The sequence below is a fragment of the Pseudomonas sp. MF08831 genome, assembly GCF_059862645.1.
On record NZ_JCBCUX010000003.1, the window covers coordinates 73475 to 90091 of the forward strand.

At 61.4% G+C, this 16617-nt stretch carries 19 protein-coding genes; 10 read left to right on the top strand and 9 right to left on the bottom strand.

What is annotated here, in order from left to right; all coding sequences use genetic code 11:
* Positions 1–5 precede the first annotated feature (5 nt).
* The 5 genes from metW to AC19YS_RS06560 are packed head-to-tail and all read left to right on the top strand — an operon-like array spanning position 6 to position 3215.
* A complete protein-coding gene (metW, locus tag AC19YS_RS06540) occupies positions 6–626 on the top strand; it encodes a methionine biosynthesis protein MetW (RefSeq protein ID WP_003213768.1) in 621 nt (206 codons plus the stop codon).
* Positions 627–647: 21 nt separating this feature from the next.
* Positions 648–1082: a DUF4426 domain-containing protein gene (locus tag AC19YS_RS06545; protein WP_106575685.1), complete on the top strand. Its 435-nt coding sequence runs from the start codon at positions 648–650 to the stop codon at positions 1080–1082.
* On the top strand, positions 1079–1675 hold the full coding sequence (gene rdgB, locus AC19YS_RS06550; protein WP_119737443.1) for an RdgB/HAM1 family non-canonical purine NTP pyrophosphatase: 597 nt from the start codon (positions 1079–1081) through the stop codon (positions 1673–1675). The genes AC19YS_RS06545 and rdgB overlap by 4 nt, the downstream gene beginning before the upstream one ends.
* The gene (gene hemW, locus AC19YS_RS06555; protein WP_500601257.1) at positions 1672–2874 is read left to right on the top strand and encodes a radical SAM family heme chaperone HemW; all 1203 of its coding nucleotides are present in this window, start codon (positions 1672–1674) and stop codon (positions 2872–2874) included. The genes rdgB and hemW overlap by 4 nt, the downstream gene beginning before the upstream one ends.
* 17 nt (positions 2875–2891) lie before the next feature.
* Complete coding sequence (locus AC19YS_RS06560) at positions 2892–3215, top strand: DUF3392 domain-containing protein (RefSeq protein WP_016972961.1); 324 nt, start codon at positions 2892–2894, stop codon at positions 3213–3215.
* 144 nt (positions 3216–3359) lie between these two features.
* On the opposite strand, the gene trmB is transcribed toward AC19YS_RS06560, so the two are convergent.
* From trmB to AC19YS_RS06580, 4 genes are all read right to left on the bottom strand, one after another.
* The gene (trmB, locus tag AC19YS_RS06565; RefSeq protein ID WP_106575687.1) at positions 3360–4085 is read right to left on the bottom strand and encodes a tRNA (guanosine(46)-N7)-methyltransferase TrmB; all 726 of its coding nucleotides are present in this window, start codon (positions 4083–4085) and stop codon (positions 3360–3362) included.
* 9 nt (positions 4086–4094) lie between these two features.
* A complete protein-coding gene (locus tag AC19YS_RS06570) occupies positions 4095–4889 on the bottom strand; it encodes a thiazole synthase (RefSeq protein ID WP_015886353.1) in 795 nt (264 codons plus the stop codon).
* 65 nt (positions 4890–4954) lie between these two features.
* On the bottom strand, positions 4955–5155 hold the full coding sequence (thiS, locus tag AC19YS_RS06575; protein ID WP_015886354.1) for a sulfur carrier protein ThiS: 201 nt from the start codon (positions 5153–5155) through the stop codon (positions 4955–4957).
* A 71-nt stretch (positions 5156–5226) separates the two neighbouring features.
* Positions 5227–5604 (bottom strand): DUF423 domain-containing protein, encoded by a 378-nt coding sequence (locus tag AC19YS_RS06580; RefSeq protein ID WP_106575688.1) that lies wholly within the window; start codon positions 5602–5604, stop codon positions 5227–5229.
* A gap of 74 nt (positions 5605–5678) precedes the next feature.
* Between AC19YS_RS06580 and mtgA the strand changes: the two genes are divergently transcribed.
* Positions 5679–6401 carry a monofunctional biosynthetic peptidoglycan transglycosylase gene (gene mtgA, locus AC19YS_RS06585; RefSeq protein WP_106575689.1) on the top strand — a complete coding sequence of 241 codons (723 nt, stop codon included), beginning with the start codon at positions 5679–5681 and terminating at the stop codon, positions 6399–6401.
* 146 nt (positions 6402–6547) lie between these two features.
* Here the strand turns inward: mtgA and rpoH are convergent, their stop codons facing one another.
* The 4 genes from rpoH to ftsY form a co-directional block, all read right to left on the bottom strand.
* A complete protein-coding gene (gene rpoH, locus AC19YS_RS06590; protein WP_200622219.1) occupies positions 6548–7402 on the bottom strand; it encodes an RNA polymerase sigma factor RpoH in 855 nt (284 codons plus the stop codon).
* Positions 7403–7531: 129 nt separating this feature from the next.
* Entirely contained in the window at positions 7532–8554 is a 1023-nt protein-coding gene (gene ftsX, locus AC19YS_RS06595; RefSeq protein ID WP_106575690.1) for a permease-like cell division protein FtsX, read from the bottom strand.
* Positions 8551–9222, bottom strand: coding sequence for a cell division ATP-binding protein FtsE (ftsE, locus tag AC19YS_RS06600; RefSeq protein ID WP_003213784.1), 672 nt, complete (start codon positions 9220–9222; stop codon positions 8551–8553). The genes ftsX and ftsE overlap by 4 nt, the downstream gene beginning before the upstream one ends.
* Positions 9219–10649, bottom strand: coding sequence for a signal recognition particle-docking protein FtsY (gene ftsY / locus AC19YS_RS06605; RefSeq protein ID WP_500601262.1), 1431 nt, complete (start codon positions 10647–10649; stop codon positions 9219–9221). Before ftsY ends, ftsE begins: the two co-directional genes overlap by 4 nt.
* Positions 10650–10987: 338 nt before the next feature.
* On the opposite strand from ftsY, the gene AC19YS_RS06610 reads away from it, so the two are divergent.
* The 4 genes from AC19YS_RS06610 (at position 10988) to AC19YS_RS06625 (ending at position 15619) form a co-directional block, all read left to right on the top strand.
* Positions 10988–12343, top strand: a complete 1356-nt coding sequence (locus AC19YS_RS06610) for a M16 family metallopeptidase (protein WP_119737435.1) — start codon at positions 10988–10990, stop codon at positions 12341–12343.
* Positions 12336–13826, top strand: coding sequence for a M16 family metallopeptidase (locus tag AC19YS_RS06615; protein WP_500601263.1), 1491 nt, complete (start codon positions 12336–12338; stop codon positions 13824–13826). Before AC19YS_RS06610 ends, AC19YS_RS06615 begins: the two co-directional genes overlap by 8 nt.
* Positions 13826–14443, top strand: a complete 618-nt coding sequence (gene rsmD / locus AC19YS_RS06620; RefSeq protein WP_106575694.1) for a 16S rRNA (guanine(966)-N(2))-methyltransferase RsmD — start codon at positions 13826–13828, stop codon at positions 14441–14443. The genes AC19YS_RS06615 and rsmD overlap by 1 nt, the downstream gene beginning before the upstream one ends.
* 180 nt (positions 14444–14623) lie before the next feature.
* A complete protein-coding gene (locus AC19YS_RS06625; protein ID WP_500601266.1) occupies positions 14624–15619 on the top strand; it encodes a hydrolase in 996 nt (331 codons plus the stop codon).
* A gap of 117 nt (positions 15620–15736) precedes the next feature.
* Here the strand turns inward: AC19YS_RS06625 and AC19YS_RS06630 are convergent, their stop codons facing one another.
* Entirely contained in the window at positions 15737–16591 is an 855-nt protein-coding gene (locus tag AC19YS_RS06630) for a sulfurtransferase (protein ID WP_124418670.1), read from the bottom strand.
* Positions 16592–16617: the final 26 nt, after the last annotated feature.

A 16617-nucleotide genomic window follows, 5' to 3' on the forward strand; every position in this document is an offset into this window, starting at 1 on the left:
ACGCCATGAGAGCCGACCTGGAAATCATCCAAGACTGGATCCCCGCCGGCAGCCGCGTGCTCGACCTCGGTTGCGGTGATGGCGAACTGCTGAGCTGGCTGCGCGACAACAAGCAAGTCACCGGCTACGGCCTGGAAAATGACCCGGACAACATTGCCCAATGCGTGGCCAAGGGCATCAACGTGATCGAGCAGGACCTGGACAAGGGCCTGGGCAACTTTGCCAGCAACAGCTTCGACATCGTGGTGATGACCCAGGCCCTGCAAGCCGTGCACTACCCGGACCGCATTCTCGACGAAATGCTGCGTGTGGGCCGCCAATGCATCATTACCTTCCCCAACTTCGGCCACTGGCGCTGCCGCTGGTACTTGGCCACCAAGGGCCGGATGCCGGTGTCGGACTTCCTGCCGTACACGTGGTACAACACCCCGAACATCCACTTCTGCACCTTCGAAGACTTCGAAGCCTTGTGCGGAGAGCGTGAGGCCAAAGTCATCAACCGCCTTGCCGTCGATCAACAGCATCGCCACGGCTGGGCGAGTAAGCTATGGCCCAATCTGTTGGGCGAAATCGGGATCTACCGCGTCAGCAGTCCTGGCCTCACGGACCATCAAATTGCCGTCTAACCATTTTCAAGGAGGACGAACATGAGTCGTTTGGCTGTATTTCTACTCACCGCATGCCTGGGCGTCAGCGCCATGGCGGCGGATGCCATCGATGGTAATCGCCAGAAAGAATTCGGCGATATCACGGTGCATTACAACACCCTGACCACGAGTTTCCTGACGCCGGAAATGGCTCAGGAAGCCGGGATAGTACGCAGCAAAGAGCTGGGCATGATCAATGTGTTCGTGAACAAGGGCGTCGAACCGATCGACGCAACCGTCACCGGCACGATCAAAGACCTGGGCGGCAAGAGCGAGATGCTCACGTTCAAGAAAATCATCCAGAACGGCTCCACGCTGTATGTCGCCCAGTACGCGGTGCCACAGCAGGAAACCAAGATTTTCACCATCAATGTTGAAACCGGCGGCAAAGCCCACGGTTTCCAATTCAACCAAGAACTGTTTCCGGCCGACTGATGAACCTCACACAACTCGTACTGGCCAGCCATAACGCCGGCAAACTCAAAGAGCTCCAGGCGATGCTCGGTAATTGCGTGCAACTGCGCTCGATCGGCGAGTTCAGCCAGGTCGAGCCGGAAGAAACCGGCCTGTCGTTTGTCGAAAACGCGATCCTCAAGGCCCGCAACGCCGCGCGTATCTCCGGTTTGCCGGCGCTGGCGGATGATTCGGGCCTGGCGGTGGACTTCCTGGGCGGAGCACCTGGCATTTATTCGGCGCGGTATGCCGACGGCAAGGGCGACGCGGCCAACAACGCCAAGTTGCTGGACGCTCTCAAGGACGTGCCGGACGCGATGCGCGGTGCGCAGTTTGTCTGTGTGCTGGCGCTGGTGCGCCACGCCGACGACCCGCTGCCGATCCTCTGCGAAGGCCTGTGGCACGGGCGCATCCTGCATGCGGCCAGCGGCGAGCACGGGTTTGGCTACGATCCGCTGTTCTGGGTGCCGGAGCGTAATGTTTCCAGCGCCGAACTGAGCCCGGCCGACAAGAACCAGATCAGCCACCGCGCCCGCGCAATGGATTTGCTGCGCCAACGCCTGAGCCTGAAATGACCCAGAACACCTCCGCGCAGCCGCTGATCCACGGCGGCGCGCAAACGCCTCGGGCGGCCCTGCCGCACCTGCCGCCCTTGGCGCTGTACATCCACATTCCGTGGTGCGTGCGCAAATGCCCGTATTGCGACTTCAACTCCCACACCGCCAGCAAAGTGCTGCCGGAAGAAGAGTACGTGGACGCGTTGCTGGCTGACCTTGATCAAGACCTGCACGCGGTTTATGGCCGTGAACTCAGTTCGATCTTCTTCGGTGGCGGCACGCCAAGCTTGTTCAGCGCCGCTGCGCTGGGCCGTTTGCTCAAGGGCGTGGAAGCACGCATCCCGTTTGCCGGCGACATCGAAATCACCCTGGAAGCCAACCCCGGGACCTTCGAGCAAGAGAAGTTCGTGGCCTACCGCGCGCTGGGCATCAACCGCCTGTCCATCGGCATCCAGAGTTTCCAGCAGGAGAAGCTCGAAGCCCTGGGCCGCATTCACAACGGTGACGAAGCCGTGCGCGCCGCCGGCATGGCGCGCCAGGCCGGGTTTGATAACTTCAACCTGGACCTGATGCATGGCTTGCCCGATCAAACCCTGGACGACGCCCTGAGCGACTTGCGCCAGGCCATCGCCCTGAAACCGACGCACCTGTCTTGGTATCAGCTGACCCTGGAACCCAACACCGTGTTCTGGAACCAGCCGCCCGCGCTGCCGGAAGACGACACCCTGTGGGACATTCAGGAAGCCGGCCAGGCGCTGCTGGCTGAACACGGTTACGCGCAATATGAAGTGTCGGCGTATGCCCAAGCGGGCCGCCCAGCACGGCATAACCTCAATTACTGGAGCTTCGGCGACTTTATCGGCATCGGCGCTGGCGCCCACGGCAAGCTGAGCCATCCGGATGGGCGCATCGTGCGCACTTGGAAGACCCGAGCACCCAAGGACTACCTCAACCCGGCCAAAAGCTTTCAGGCCGGGGCGAAAGAACTGACCAATGAAGAGCTTCCATTCGAGTTCCTCATGAATGCGTTGCGGCTCACCGAAGGCGTCGACGCCACGCTCTACGCCGAGCGCACCGGCCTTGATCTGGCGAGCCTTGAGGAAGGCCGCCGTGAGGCAGAACAAAGTGGCTTAATGCAGGTCGAACCGTCACGCCTGGCGGCGACCGACCGCGGGCAACTCTTTCTCAATGACCTGTTGCAGAAGTTTTTGAGCTGACGCTCTAAGGAATTCGAATGGATTTGGTACTCGACCTGCTCGCCACCGTATCCCGCTGGAGCCGAAGTAACCTGTCGGAAATCTCTCTGGCTCTTGTCGGCTGCTTGCTGGTGTTGTTCGGCGCCGATATCAAAGGCTGGGTCGAGGCCCGCCTGGGCAGTATCGCGGGCGCATTGCGCGTCCCCTTGATGGCGCTGGTGTGCATGATCGGCAGCGGTGCGGCGTTGATCTACGCCACGCCATGGATTGTGCGGGGGTTGAGCCAGTTCAATAACTACAGCCTGGCGCCGGTGTTGGTGGTGGTGCTGGTGTTGATTGGCGTAGTAGCAGACCGCCGCTGACTGCCAATCCAACGGGGATACAAATGTGGGAGCGGGCTTGCTCGCGAAAACGGTGTGTCAGTCACCTTACAGGTCGACTGATTCAGCGCCTTCGCGAGCAAGCCCGCTCCCACTTTTTTGACCGTATTGCACGCTAATGGCTTGTCAGTCGACCTTCTCGAACTTCAGATCCCAAACGCCATGCCCCAACCGCTCGCCGCGGCGCTCGAACTTGGTGATCGGACGCTCAGCCGGGCGTGGCACGCATTTGCCGTCCTCGGCCAGGTTGCGATAGCCAGGGGCGACGTTCATCACTTCCAGCATGTACTCGGCGTACGGTTCCCAGTCGGTCGCCATGTGCAGGATGCCACCGACTTTAAGCTTGCTGCGCACCAGCTCCGCGAACGAAGCCTGGACGATGCGACGCTTGTGGTGACGGGCTTTGTGCCACGGGTCCGGGAAGAACAGCATCAGGCGATCGAGGCTGTTATCGGCGATGCAGCGGTTGAGCACTTCAATCGCGTCGCAGTCATAGACCCGCAGGTTAGTCAGGCCTTGGGTCAGCACGCCGTTGAGCAACGCGCCGACACCCGGACGGTGTACTTCCACACCGATGAAGTCCTGCTCCGGCGAGGCCGCGGCCATTTCCAGCAAGGAGTGACCCATGCCGAAACCGATTTCCAGGGAACGCGGGGCCGAACGGCCAAACACCTGGTCGTAGTCCACTGGCGCGTCGGCCAATGGCAAAACGAACAGCGGCGTGCCCTGCTCCAGGCCCTTTTGCTGGCCTTCGGTCATACGGCCCGCACGCATCACAAAGCTCTTGATGCGGCGGTGCTTGGACTCGTCGCCCTCTTCCACGGTGTTCGGCGTTTCGTTTGATTCAGTCATCAATAGCTCTTACTTGATCAGACCATCCAGCGGCGAAGAGGCGCTGGCATAGAGTTTTTTCGGCATACGGCCGGCGAGGTAGGCCAGGCGGCCCGCAACGATCGCATGGTTCATGGCTTCAGCCATCATGATCGGCTGCTGGGCATGAGCGATGGCCGAGTTCATCAGCACCGCATCGCAACCCAGCTCCATGGCAATGGTGGCGTCGGAGGCAGTGCCTACGCCCGCGTCCACCAGCACCGGAATCTTGGCTTCTTCGAGGATGATCTGCAGGTTGTACGGGTTGCAGATACCCAGGCCGGAACCGATCAGACCGGCCAGCGGCATCACGGCAATGCAGCCGATTTCTGCCAGTTGGCGGGCAATGATCGGGTCATCGCTGGTGTAAACCATCACGTCGAAGCCTTCCTTGACCAGCGTTTCGGCGGCCTTCAGGGTTTCGATCACGTTGGGGAACAGGGTTTTCTGGTCGGCCAGCACTTCCAGCTTCACCAGGTTATGGCCGTCGAGCAGCTCGCGGGCCAGGCGGCAAGTGCGCACCGCTTCAATCGCGTCGTAGCACCCGGCGGTGTTCGGCAAGAAGGTGTAGCGGTCCGGCGACAGCACTTCGAGCAGGTTTGGCTCGCCCTCGATCTGCCCGAGGTTGGTGCGACGCACGGCGAAGGTAACGATCTCGGCGCCCGAGGCTTCGATGGCCAGGCGGGTTTCTTCCATGTCGCGGTACTTGCCGGTGCCGACCAGCAGACGGGACTGGTAGGTACGACCGGCCAGAACGAAGGGCTTGTCGCTACGAACGATGCTCATGGGAAATCCTCGAGGTGGGGTGAGGTTCTGCAGAATGCGGATTGGCGCGCTGGCGCGCCGGGCGACTAGCCGCCGCCGATGGCATGGACCACTTCGACCTGATCACCTTCGGTGAGCGCGGTCTCGGCGTGCAGGCTACGCGGGACGATATCCAGGTTGAGCTCCACTGCGACGCGACGCCCGGTCAAGTCCAGACGGGTCAGCAGGGCCGCAACGGTTTCACCGTCGGGCAGTTCAAAGGATTCGCCGTTCAACTGAATGCGCATGCCACGGGCCGCCATCGTTTTTAGGGGCCAGCATTCTAGCCCGATTGGCGTTGTCGGCCCAAGCCCCTCGGTCAGATGACCTGCAGGCGCCATGCGGTGAGGCCGAGAAAGAACCAGCCCAACAGGAATGCCAGCCCACCAAACGGCGTAATGATGCCGAGCTTGCTGATGCCGGTCAGGGTCAGTGCATACAAGCTGCCGGAAAACAGCAGGATACCGACGGTAAACGAGATGCCCGCCCAGCTGACCAGCCGGCCAGGAATGTGCGCGGCCAGCAGCGCCACGCCGAACAGCGCCAGGGCGTGCACCAGTTGGTACGTCACGCCGGTATGGAAGATCGCCAGGTACTCGGCGCTCAAGCGGTTTTTCAGGGCATGAGCAGCAAAAGCGCCGAGGGCAACGCCGGTGAAGCCAAAAAAGGCAGCCAGCATCAGAAAGCTACGCAGCATGAGGAACTCCAGTCAGACTCAAAGGGCCGGGTCTGTATAATGGCCCGCTCAACGGGTTCGGCCAAGCCATCTCTATGCTGCGTCTCCTCTTCAAGCGTTTTCTCAAAGTCGTGAAATGGTTTGCCATCGGCAGTGTGCTGCTGGTGTTGCTGTTTCGTGTCGTGCCGCCACCGTTCACCGCATTGATGGTGGAGCGCAAGGTCGAATCCTGGGTCGACGGCGAGCCGATTGACCTGCAACGCACGTGGGTGGCGTGGGACGAGATCTCCGACGACCTCAAAGTGGCGGTGATGGCCGGTGAAGACCAGCGCTTCCCGCAGCATTGGGGCTTTGATTTTGACGCGATTCAAGCGGCGCTGCTGCACAACGAACGCGGCGGTTCTATTCGCGGCGCCAGCACCCTGAGCCAGCAAGTGTCGAAAAACCTGTTTCTGTGGACCGGCCGCAGTTACCTGCGCAAAGGCCTGGAGGCCTGGTTTACCGGGTTGATCGAGGTGTTCTGGCCCAAGCAACGGATTCTTGAGGTGTACCTCAACAGCGTCGAATGGGATGAAGGTGTGTTCGGCGCCGAAGCGGCGGCTCGGCATCACTTTGGCGTGAGTGCCAAAGGGCTTTCCCGTCAGCAGGCCAGTTACCTGGCGGCGGTGTTGCCGAACCCACGGGTATGGAGCGCCAGCCATCCAACCGCCTATGTGGCGCGACGGGCTGCGTGGATTCGCCAGCAGATGAGCCAGTTGGGGGGCGATGGTTATCTGGTCGAACTGAACAATTCGCGCAAGGCACCCTGGTCCGACTGATACCCACTGACGCAACACAAAAACAAATGTGGGAGCGGGCTTGCTCGCGAATACGGTGGTTCAGTCAACATTTGCGATGACTGACACTCCGCTTTCGCGAGCAAGCCCGCTCCCACATTCGATCGTGGTGTTTTCGAAACCAGCGTTTAGGCGGCGATGGACAGTTTCAGCTTGTTCATCGCGCTTTTTTCAAGCTGACGAATCCGCTCGGCCGACACGTTGTACTTCTGCGCCAAGTCGTGCAGCGTGGCTTTTTCTTCTGCCAGCCAGCGCTGGTAGAGGATGTCACGGCTGCGGTCGTCCAACACTTCCAGCGCTTCGTGCAGGTTGTGGTTGGAGTTGTCGCTCCAGTCCGCATCTTCCAGTTGACGCGCCGGGTCGTACCGGTGGTCTTCCAGGTAGTTGGCCGGCGACTGGAAGGCGCTGTCGTCGTCCGCTTCGGCGGCCGGGTCGAAGGCCATGTCATGACCGGTCAGGCGGCTTTCCATCTCGCGCACTTCACGCGGCTCTACACCGAGGCTTTCGGCCACACGGTGGACTTCCTCGTTGTTCAGCCACGCCAGGCGTTTCTTCTGGCTGCGCAGGTTGAAGAACAGCTTGCGCTGGGCCTTGGTGGTCGCGACTTTCACAATGCGCCAGTTGCGCAGGATGAACTCGTGAATCTCCGCCTTGATCCAGTGCACAGCAAACGACACCAGACGCACACCCATTTCAGGGTTGAAGCGTTTTACAGCCTTCATCAGGCCGACGTTGCCTTCCTGAATCAGGTCAGCCTGGGCCAGACCGTAGCCGCTATAGCTACGGGCGATATGTACGACAAAACGCAGGTGGGCGAGCACCATCTGCCGAGCCGCCCCCAAATCCTGCTCATAGTAGAGACTCTCGGCCAGTTCACGCTCCTGCTCGGGCGTCAGCAATGGAATGCTGTTGACCGTGTGCACATAGGCCTCCAGGTTCGCACCCGGGACCAGAGCATGAGCAGGTTGCAAAGAAGTGGTCATACGAAAAAACCTCCGACTTACATAACTCGTGCAGTTCAGCACTGCGAAAATTGACCGGGAACCGTAGGATAAGTTCCCTAAACCACTGATACGGTCAATACAAACGAAACCACATTAATCTGACATTAACTACTTCGGCGCCAGCTCACGTAAGTGACGAGCGACCGCAATCCACGCACCGATATACCCCAACAATACCGCGCCAAGCAAGAGTGACAACCCATCGGCAACCGGCACGCCGGCCAGGGCAAAATCGCTGCCGTACAAGCCGGCAAGCCCGACTACCGCGTCGTTCAGCCAGTCGAGGCCAAAAGCCAGTACGCCCCAGGACAAAATCCCGGCACCAAAGCCATAAAGCGCGCCCATGTACAGAAAAGGACGACGCACATAGCTGTCCGTGCCGCCAACCAGTTTAATCACTTCTATCTCGGTGCGACGGTTTTCAATATGAAGACGAATGGTATTACCTATCACCAAAAGTAATGCAGACACCAACAGCACCGTCAGGCCGAACACAAAGCGGTCGCCCAGCTTGAGAATCGCGGCAAGACGCTCTACCCAGACTAGATCAAGTTGCGCCTGTTGTACCTTCGGCATCTCTGCGAGTTTTTGTCGCAGGGCCTCCAGCGCCGGCTTGTCGACTTCATTTGGTGTTACCAGCACCACGCCCGGCAGCGGGTTCTGCGGCAACTCTTTGAGCGCCTCACCCAGGCCGGATTGCTGCTGGAACTCCTCAAGCGCCTGGTCGCGACTGATGTACTCGGCGTCCGCCACACCCGGCAGGTTCTTGATGTCATCGCGCAAGTTCTCGCCGTCTTTGGCGCTCGCGTCGAGGTTCAGGTACAGCGAAATCTGCGCCGCACGCTGCCAGGAACCGCCCAAGCGCTCGACATTGTTGAGCAGCAGCGACAAACCCATCGGCAGGCTCAGCGCCACGGCCATCACCAGGCAGGTGAAAAAGCTGCCAATCGGTTGCTTGCCCAGACGGCGTAGGCTGTCGAGCAGGCTGGCGCGATGGCTTTCGATCCAGGCGCGCAGCAGCGTGCCGAAGTCCGGACCGTCGTCCTCGTCGCGTTTTTTCTTCTGCGGCTGCGGGTCGGCGGCTTTAGGCGCCACACGCTCGGATACTTTAGGGCTGCGTGTTGCACTCATACGCCGGCCTCCCCATCACCAATCAGGCGGCCGCGTTGCAGGGTCAGCATGCGGTGGCGCATGCGCGCGATCAGCGCCAGGTCGTGACTGGCGATCAGCACGCTGGTGCCCAGGCGATTGATATCTTCGAATACGCCCATGATCTCGGCCGCCAGGCGCGGGTCGAGGTTACCGGTAGGTTCGTCCGCCAGCAGCAAGGCCGGGCGGTGAACAATCGCGCGGGCGATGCCGACGCGCTGTTGCTGGCCGGTGGACAAATCGCCCGGATACAGGTCTGTCTTGTCCGACAGCGCCACACGCTCCAGGGCCGAGTCCACCCGCTTGACGATCTCGGCCTTGGACAGCCCGAGAATCTGCAACGGCAGCGCAATGTTGTTGAACACGGTGCGATCAAACAGCAGCTGGTGATTCTGGAACACCACGCCAATCTGACGGCGCAGGAACGGAATCTGTGCATTGCTGATGGTGGCCAGATCCTGGCCCGCCAGCAGCAACTTGCCGGTGGTCGGGCGTTCCATGGCCAGCAGCAGCCGCAACAGCGTACTTTTGCCCGCGCCCGAATGACCAGTTACAAACAAGAATTCGCCACGACGCACTCGAAAGCTCAGCTCATGCAAGCCCACATGCCCGTTGGCGTAGCGTTTACCGACCTGTTCGAATCGAATCATGAACGCTCCCGCTCGGCGAAAAGTGCCTGTACAAAGGGTTCGGCTTCAAAGGTGCGCAGGTCGTCGATGCCTTCACCGACGCCGATGTAACGAATCGGCAACCCGAACTGTTTGGCCAGGGCGAAGATCACGCCGCCCTTGGCCGTGCCGTCGAGCTTAGTCAATGCCAGGCCGGTGAGTTGCACCGTCTGGTTGAATTGTTTGGCCTGGCTGATGGCGTTCTGGCCGGTGCCGGCGTCAAGCACCAGCAACACTTCGTGCGGCGCGTCGGCGTCGAGCTTGCTGATGACGCGGCGGACCTTTTTCAACTCTTCCATCAAGTTGTCTTTGGTGTGCAGACGACCGGCGGTATCGGCAATCAATACGTCGATGTTACGGGCCTTGGCGGCTTGCACGGCGTCGAAGATGACGGACGCGGAGTCGGCGCCGGTGTGCTGGGCGATGACCGGAATCTTGTTGCGCTCACCCCACACCTGCAGCTGCTCCACGGCTGCGGCGCGGAAGGTGTCGCCGGCGGCGAGCATGACTTTCTTGCCTTCCGACTGCAGCTTCTTGGCCAGCTTGCCAATGGTGGTGGTTTTGCCGGCGCCGTTGACACCGACAACCAGGATCACGAACGGCTTGTTCGGCGTGATCACCAGCGGCGCTTCCACGGGTTTGAGCATCGCGGCCAGTTCAGCCTGCAGCGATTTGTAGAGCGCGTCGGCGTCGGTCAGTTGTTTGCGCGCAACCTTCTGCGTCAGGCTCTGGATGATCACCGCAGTGGCTTCGACGCCCACGTCGGCGGTCAGCAGACGGGTTTCGATGTCTTCCAGCAGCTCGTCATCGATGACCTTTTTGCCCAGAAACAGACTGGCCATGCCTTCGCCGATGCTGGCGCTGGTCTTGCTCAGACCTTGCTTAAGGCGGGCAAAGAAGCCGGTTTTGCTGGTTTCAGCGGCAGCGGCGACCGGCTCCGGGGCAGCGGGCGGCTCGATCACGGCAGGCGCGGCAACGACGACAGGCGCTGGCGCAGGCTCAACAACTGCCGGCGCAGGCGCTTCGATGACAGGTGACGACTCAACCACAACGGCCACCGGCTCGACCGCGACCGGAATCGGCGGCGTCACGTGCTCAGCCTGCACATCCTCGACCAGTGCCACAGGTTCTTCGGCAACCGGTAGCTCAAGCCACGGCTTGTGTTCAGGCTCAGGTTCCGGCACCTCCTCAACCACCGGCTGCAACACCGGCTCGGCCATCGGCAACACCACCGGTGCCGGGATTTCAGCAACCGGTTCGGCGTCAACTATAGGTTCGGGAATCGGCTCAGGCTGAACCTGTGGCTGTTCGACGACGGTTTCCTGCGGCTTTTTGCGCAGCCATCCGAACAGGCCTTTTTTCTCGCCAGCCGCAGCTGGGCTCTTCTTGTCGTCGTTGGAACCAAACATGGAGGACGGCTATCTCAAAGTAGCGATGCGCCAGGGCGCCTCGGTAAATAAATTCGATGCAGAACAGACTGCTTTAACGCTCGCTTGTTCATGCGCAACATTCTGCAAGGCGTAAATAAAGGCCTCAACAAATCGTTTCAATAAAGGACTGAAGCGACAAAATCGGCGAAAAGTGGAAGATCATCGGGGAAAACCACCCTCTATTCCAACATTTCTACGACTGGATCCGGGACAAGATGGCCGCCGCAGTGGCCGTCCCTAAATCGGATCAGTATCCTAGCACCTCCTCGCCCGCCGACGCTAAGACCAAGCGGGCAGCCCAACAGGTTTAAAAACGAATGAATGCTCTAGCCCGCCGCGCTGCAGGCCTGCTGCTCAGCACAGTTTGTCTGCCCCTTTCAGCCTTGGCTGCCGACCCACAACCCACCCACGAATTCACCCTGGATAACGGCCTCAAAGTGGTCGTGCGCGAAGATCATCGCGCGCCGGTGGTGGTTTCACAGGTTTGGTACAAGGTTGGTTCGAGCTATGAAACGCCCGGCCAGACCGGGTTGTCCCACGCCCTGGAACACATGATGTTCAAGGGCAGCGCCAAGGTCGGCCCCGGCGAAGCCTCGCTGATCCTGCGCGACCTGGGCGCCGAAGAAAATGCTTTCACCAGCGACGACTACACCGCCTACTACCAAGTGCTGGCCCGTGACCGCCTGGGCGTCGCGTTCGAGTTGGAAGCCGACCGCATGGCCAGCCTGCGCCTGCCGGCCGATGAGTTCAGCCGCGAGATCGAGGTGATCAAGGAAGAGCGCCGCCTGCGCACCGACGATAACCCGATGTCCAAAGCCTACGAGCGCTTCAAGGCCATGGCCTACCCGGCCAGCGGCTACCACACGCCGACCATCGGCTGGATGGCGGACCTGGAGCGCATGAAAGTCGAAGAGCTGCGTCACTGGTATCAGTCCTGGTATGTGCCGAACAACGCCACGCTGGTAGTGGTCGGCGATGTGACCCCGGATGAGGTCAAGAACCTTGCCCAGCGTTATTTCGGCCCTATCCCCAAGCGTGACGTGCCACCCGCGAAAATCCCGCTGGAACTCGCCGAACCCGGCGAACGCCTGCTGACGATGCACGTGCAGACCCAACTGCCGAGCGTGATCCTGGGCTTCAACGTGCCGGGCCTGGCCACCGCCGAAGACAAGCGCTCGGTACAAGCCCTGCGTCTGCTCTCGGCGCTGCTCGACGGCGGCTATAGCGCGCGTATCTCGGAGCAACTGGAGCGCGGTGAAGAGCTGGTATCTGCCGCCTCCACCAGCTACGACGCCTACACCCGGGGTGACAGCCTGTTCACCCTGACGGCCACGCCGAACCAGCAGAAGAAAAAGACCATTGCCCAAGCCGAAGCCGGCCTGTGGCGCCTGCTGGATGAGCTGAAAGCCAAGCCGCCGACCACCGAAGAACTGGAGCGTATTCGCGCTCAAGTGATTGCCGGCGTGGTCTATCAACGTGACTCCATCACCAGCCAGGCCACGGCTATCGGCTCCCTGGAAACCGTCGGCCTGTCCTGGAAACTGATGGACACCGAACTGGCCGACCTGCAAAGCGTGACGCCGGAAGATATCCAGAAAGCCGCACGCACTTATTTCACCCGCGAGCGTTTGAGCGTCGCCCATGTTTTGCCTGAGGAGACCGCTCATGAATGATCGTAAAAGCAGCCGCCTGATCTTTCCTGGCCTGGTCGTCGTTACCCTGATCGCCGCCAGTGCCGTGTACTTCCTGCGCCCAAGCGAATCCGTCGCCAGCCAGGCCCTGGATAAAGCTGAATCGGCCAACAAATTGCAATCGCTGGCGGAACTGGACGGCAAGGCGCCGACCAACCGCAAGCTCGACGTGCAAACCTGGACCACCGCTGACGGCGCCAAGGTGCTGTTCGTCGAAGCCCACGAATTGCCGATGTTCGACATGCGCATCCTGTTCGCCGCCGGCAGCAGCCAGGACGGCGACACGCCCGGCCTGGCACTGTTGACCAATGCAATGCTCAACGAAGGCGTACCGGGCAAGGATGTCAGCCAGATCGCCAGCGGTTTTGAAGGCTTGGGCGCCGATTTCGGCAATGGTGCTTACCGCGACATGGCGCTGGTTTCGCTGCGCAGCCTGAGCGACAGCGACAAGCGCGACGCGGCCCTGGCGCTGTTCGACGACGTGATCGGCAAGCCGACCTTCCCTGCCGATTCCCTGGCGCGGATCAAAAACCAGATCCTCGCAGGCTTTGAATACCAGAAGCAGAACCCGGCCAAGCTGGCCAGCCTTGAGCTGTTCAAGCGCCTGTACGGTGACCATCCTTACGCCCACCCGAGCGAAGGCACGCCGGACAGCATTGCGAAGATTAACCTCGCGCAATTGCAGGCGTTCCACGCCAAGGCTTATGCCGCGGGCAATGCGGTGATTGCAGTGGTCGGCGACCTGACCCGTGCCGAGGCCGAAGCCATGACGGCCAAGGTCTCCGCGTCGCTGCCTAAAGGCCCGGCCCTGGCGAAGATCGCCCAACCGACCGAACCGCAACCCGGCTTGAGCCATATCGAATTCCCGTCCAAGCAGACGCACCTGCTGTTTGCGCAATTGGGCATCGACCGCGCCGACCCGGACTACGCGGCCTTGTCGCTGGGCAACCAGATCCTGGGCGGCGGTGGTTTCGGCACCCGCTTGATGAGTGAAGTGCGTGAAAAACGCGGCCTGACCTACGGCGTGTACTCCGGCTTCTCGCCGATGCAGGCACGCGGCCCGTTCATGATCAACCTGCAGACCCGCGCCGAAATGAGCGGCGGCACCCTGCGCCTGGTCGAAGACGTGCTGGCCGACTACCTCAAGACCGGCCCGACGCAAAAGGAACTGGACGACGCCAAGCGTGAGCTGGCCGGCAGCTTCCCGCTGTCCACCGCGAGCAACGCCGATATCGTCGGACAGCTGGGCGCCATGGGTTTCTACAACCTGCCGCTGAGCTATCTTGAGGATTTCATGAACCAATCCCAGGCCCTGACCGTAGAGCAGGTCAAGGCTGCAATGAATAAACACTTGAGCGCCGACAAGATGGTCATCGTGACCGCCGGCCCGACGATTGCGCAAAAGCCACTACCGCCCCCCACTGATAAACCTGCCGAGCAGCCGCTCGGGGTTCCGGAGCATTAATGGCCAGTTCATCTCGCCCGAAAAAACCCGTCCACAACGTGCATAACGGTGTGGGCCAACTGCGCATCATTGGCGGTGAATGGGGCAGCCGCAAGCTGAGCTTCCCCGACGTCGTAGGCCTGCGCCCGACGCCGGATCGCGTGCGTGAAACCCTGTTCAACTGGCTTGCGCCGTACATCGGCGGCGCCAAAGTGCTGGACCCGTTCGCCGGCAGCGGCGCGCTGTTCCTGGAGGCGCTGTCCCGTGGCGCGGCCCAGGCCCAGGCGCTGGATGCCAGCAATGTGGCGGTGTCCAGCCTCAAGGAGCACCTGGGCACTTTGCGCTGCACCACCGGCCAGGTCCAGACCGCCGACGCGCTGCGCTACCTGGAAACCCAGGCGGCGACTGAATACGACGTGGTGTTTCTCGACCCGCCGTTCAATCAGAACCTGTTGCCGACCGTGTGTGCGCTGCTGGAAGAGCGTCAGTGGCTGGCGGCAGATGCGTGGATCTACACTGAAAGTGAAACCGCGCCGTCTACCCTCGGCCTGCCGGGCGCCTGGCGCCTGCACCGCGAGCAGAAGTCCGGCCGGGTGTACTACGCGCTTTGGCATCGCCTGGTAGAAAGCGCCGCCTGATGTGTGGCAAGCGGGGCTTGCCCCGCGTTGGGCTGCGAGGCGGTCCCAAAAGAGTCACCGCGTTCACTCTGCCCGACCGCGGTGACTGAGCCAGGGCCACTGCGCAGCCCACGCAGGGCGGCCTGCTCGCCACATGAAGCCTCGCTCGCCACAACAAGTCCGCTCGCTACAGAGATGTCCATGACCCCTTCCGTCGACCTGTTCAAACCCGCTTTCGGCCTCGGCAACCCGCACCTGCAAACGCTGTGGGGGCCGTTGTGGCGTCCTACCACGCATATTGAACGCCAACGCGGACGCTTGTGGCTGGACGACGGCGACTTCCTTGACCTTGACTGGCACGGCCCCCATGACGCGCAAGCGCCATTGGTGCTGGTGCTGCATGGGCTGACCGGCTCGTCCAATTCGCCCTACGTGGCCGGCTTGCAAAAAGTCCTCGCCGCCCAAGGCTGGGCGAGCGCCGCGTTGAACTGGCGCGGGTGTTCGGGTGAGCCCAACCTGCTGGCGCGCAGTTACCACTCGGGCGCCAGCGAAGACCTGGCAGCAGCGATTGCGCATCTGCGCGCCAAGCGACCGTTGGCGCCGCTGTATGCCGTGGGTTATTCGCTGGGCGGCAATGTGCTGCTCAAGCACTTGGGTGAAACCGGCGAAGCCTCGGGGCTGCATGGCGCGGCCGCGGTGTCGGTGCCGTTTCGCCTGGACCAGTGTGCGGATCGCATCGGGCTGGGGTTTTCGCGGGTGTATCAGAAGCACTTTATGCGCGAGATGCTGGCGTATATCCGCGTCAAGCAACGTCGCTTTTTACAGGATGGCCAAGCTGACGGGCTGAAAACCCTCAAGGCACTCGGCTCACTGGAGAAGATGCGTACGTTCTGGGACTTCGACGGGCGGGTGACCGCGCCGCTGCATGGCTTTCTCAGCGCCGAGGACTATTACCGCCGCGCGTCGAGTCGCTATTACCTGGGCGATATTCGCACGCCGACGCTGATTATCCAGGCGGCCGATGACCCATTCGTGTTCGCCCACAGCTTGCCCGAGGCCAGTGAACTGTCGGCTTGCACCGAGTTCGAGTTGTTGGCCAAGGGTGGGCATGTGGGGTTTGTTGATGGGTCGCTGAAGCGCCCCACTTATTACCTGGAGCGTCGCATTCCACAGTGGCTACTGGCTCAACACGGCTAAAAATGTGGGCGCTGGCTTGCCGGCGATGAGGTCGTGTCAGTTGGCTGATTAAACACTGACACACCGCTGTCGCAGGCAAGCCAGCTCCCACACGTGATCTCATTTCAGACTGGGAATTTAGTCGCCGGTAGCAACTTCCCGCGCCGGGTCGGTAATCCACTCGCTCCATGACCCCGCATACAGCTTGCCCAACGGGTAACCCGCCAAACTCAGCGCAAACAGGTTGTGACACGCCGTCACGCCAGAACCGCAATACGCCACCAACTCTTCCGGCGAGCGGCCCTTCAACTGCGCAGCGAAACGCTGCTTGAGCTGCTCAGCTGGCAGGAAGCGACCGTCACTGCCCAGGTTTTCGTTGAACGCCGCACATTGGGCGCCGGGAATATGCCCGGCAATCGGGTCGATAGGCTCCACGTCGCCGCGAAAACGCGCTTGGGCGCGGGCATCGATCAAGGTCATGCCCGGTTCGCCCAAGCGTTTTTGCAAGTGCTCGGCGTCCAGCACGAGGTGATTGTCCGGGGTGCCGGCAAACGTCCCCGGCTCAACCACGGGCGCGTCCAGGCTCAGCGGGAAGCCGGCCGAGTGCCAGGCCTTGAGGCCTGCGTCCAGAATAAACACGCCGTCGCGTTTGCCCAGCCAGGCCAGCAGCCACCACGCGCGGGCGGCATAAGCGCCGGGGCCGTCGTCATACAGCACGATGTCCGTGTCGGCATTGATGCCCCAGGCCCGCAGTTGCGCGGCCAAGGTGTCCGCCGCCGGCAACGGATGACGCCCGGTCACGCCCTTTGTCACCGCACCGCTGAGGTGGCGCTCCAGGTCGGCATATTGCGCACCTTCGATATGCCCTTCGGCGTAGCTGCAAAGCCCGTAGTCCGGGTCTTCCAGGGCGAAGCGGCAATCCAGGATCACCAGCCCGGCCGCCTTCTGGCGCTCGGCGAGTTGCTGGGGGCTGATCAGTTGGGCAAGCGGCATGACGGACTCCTGTGAACAGATTCGGG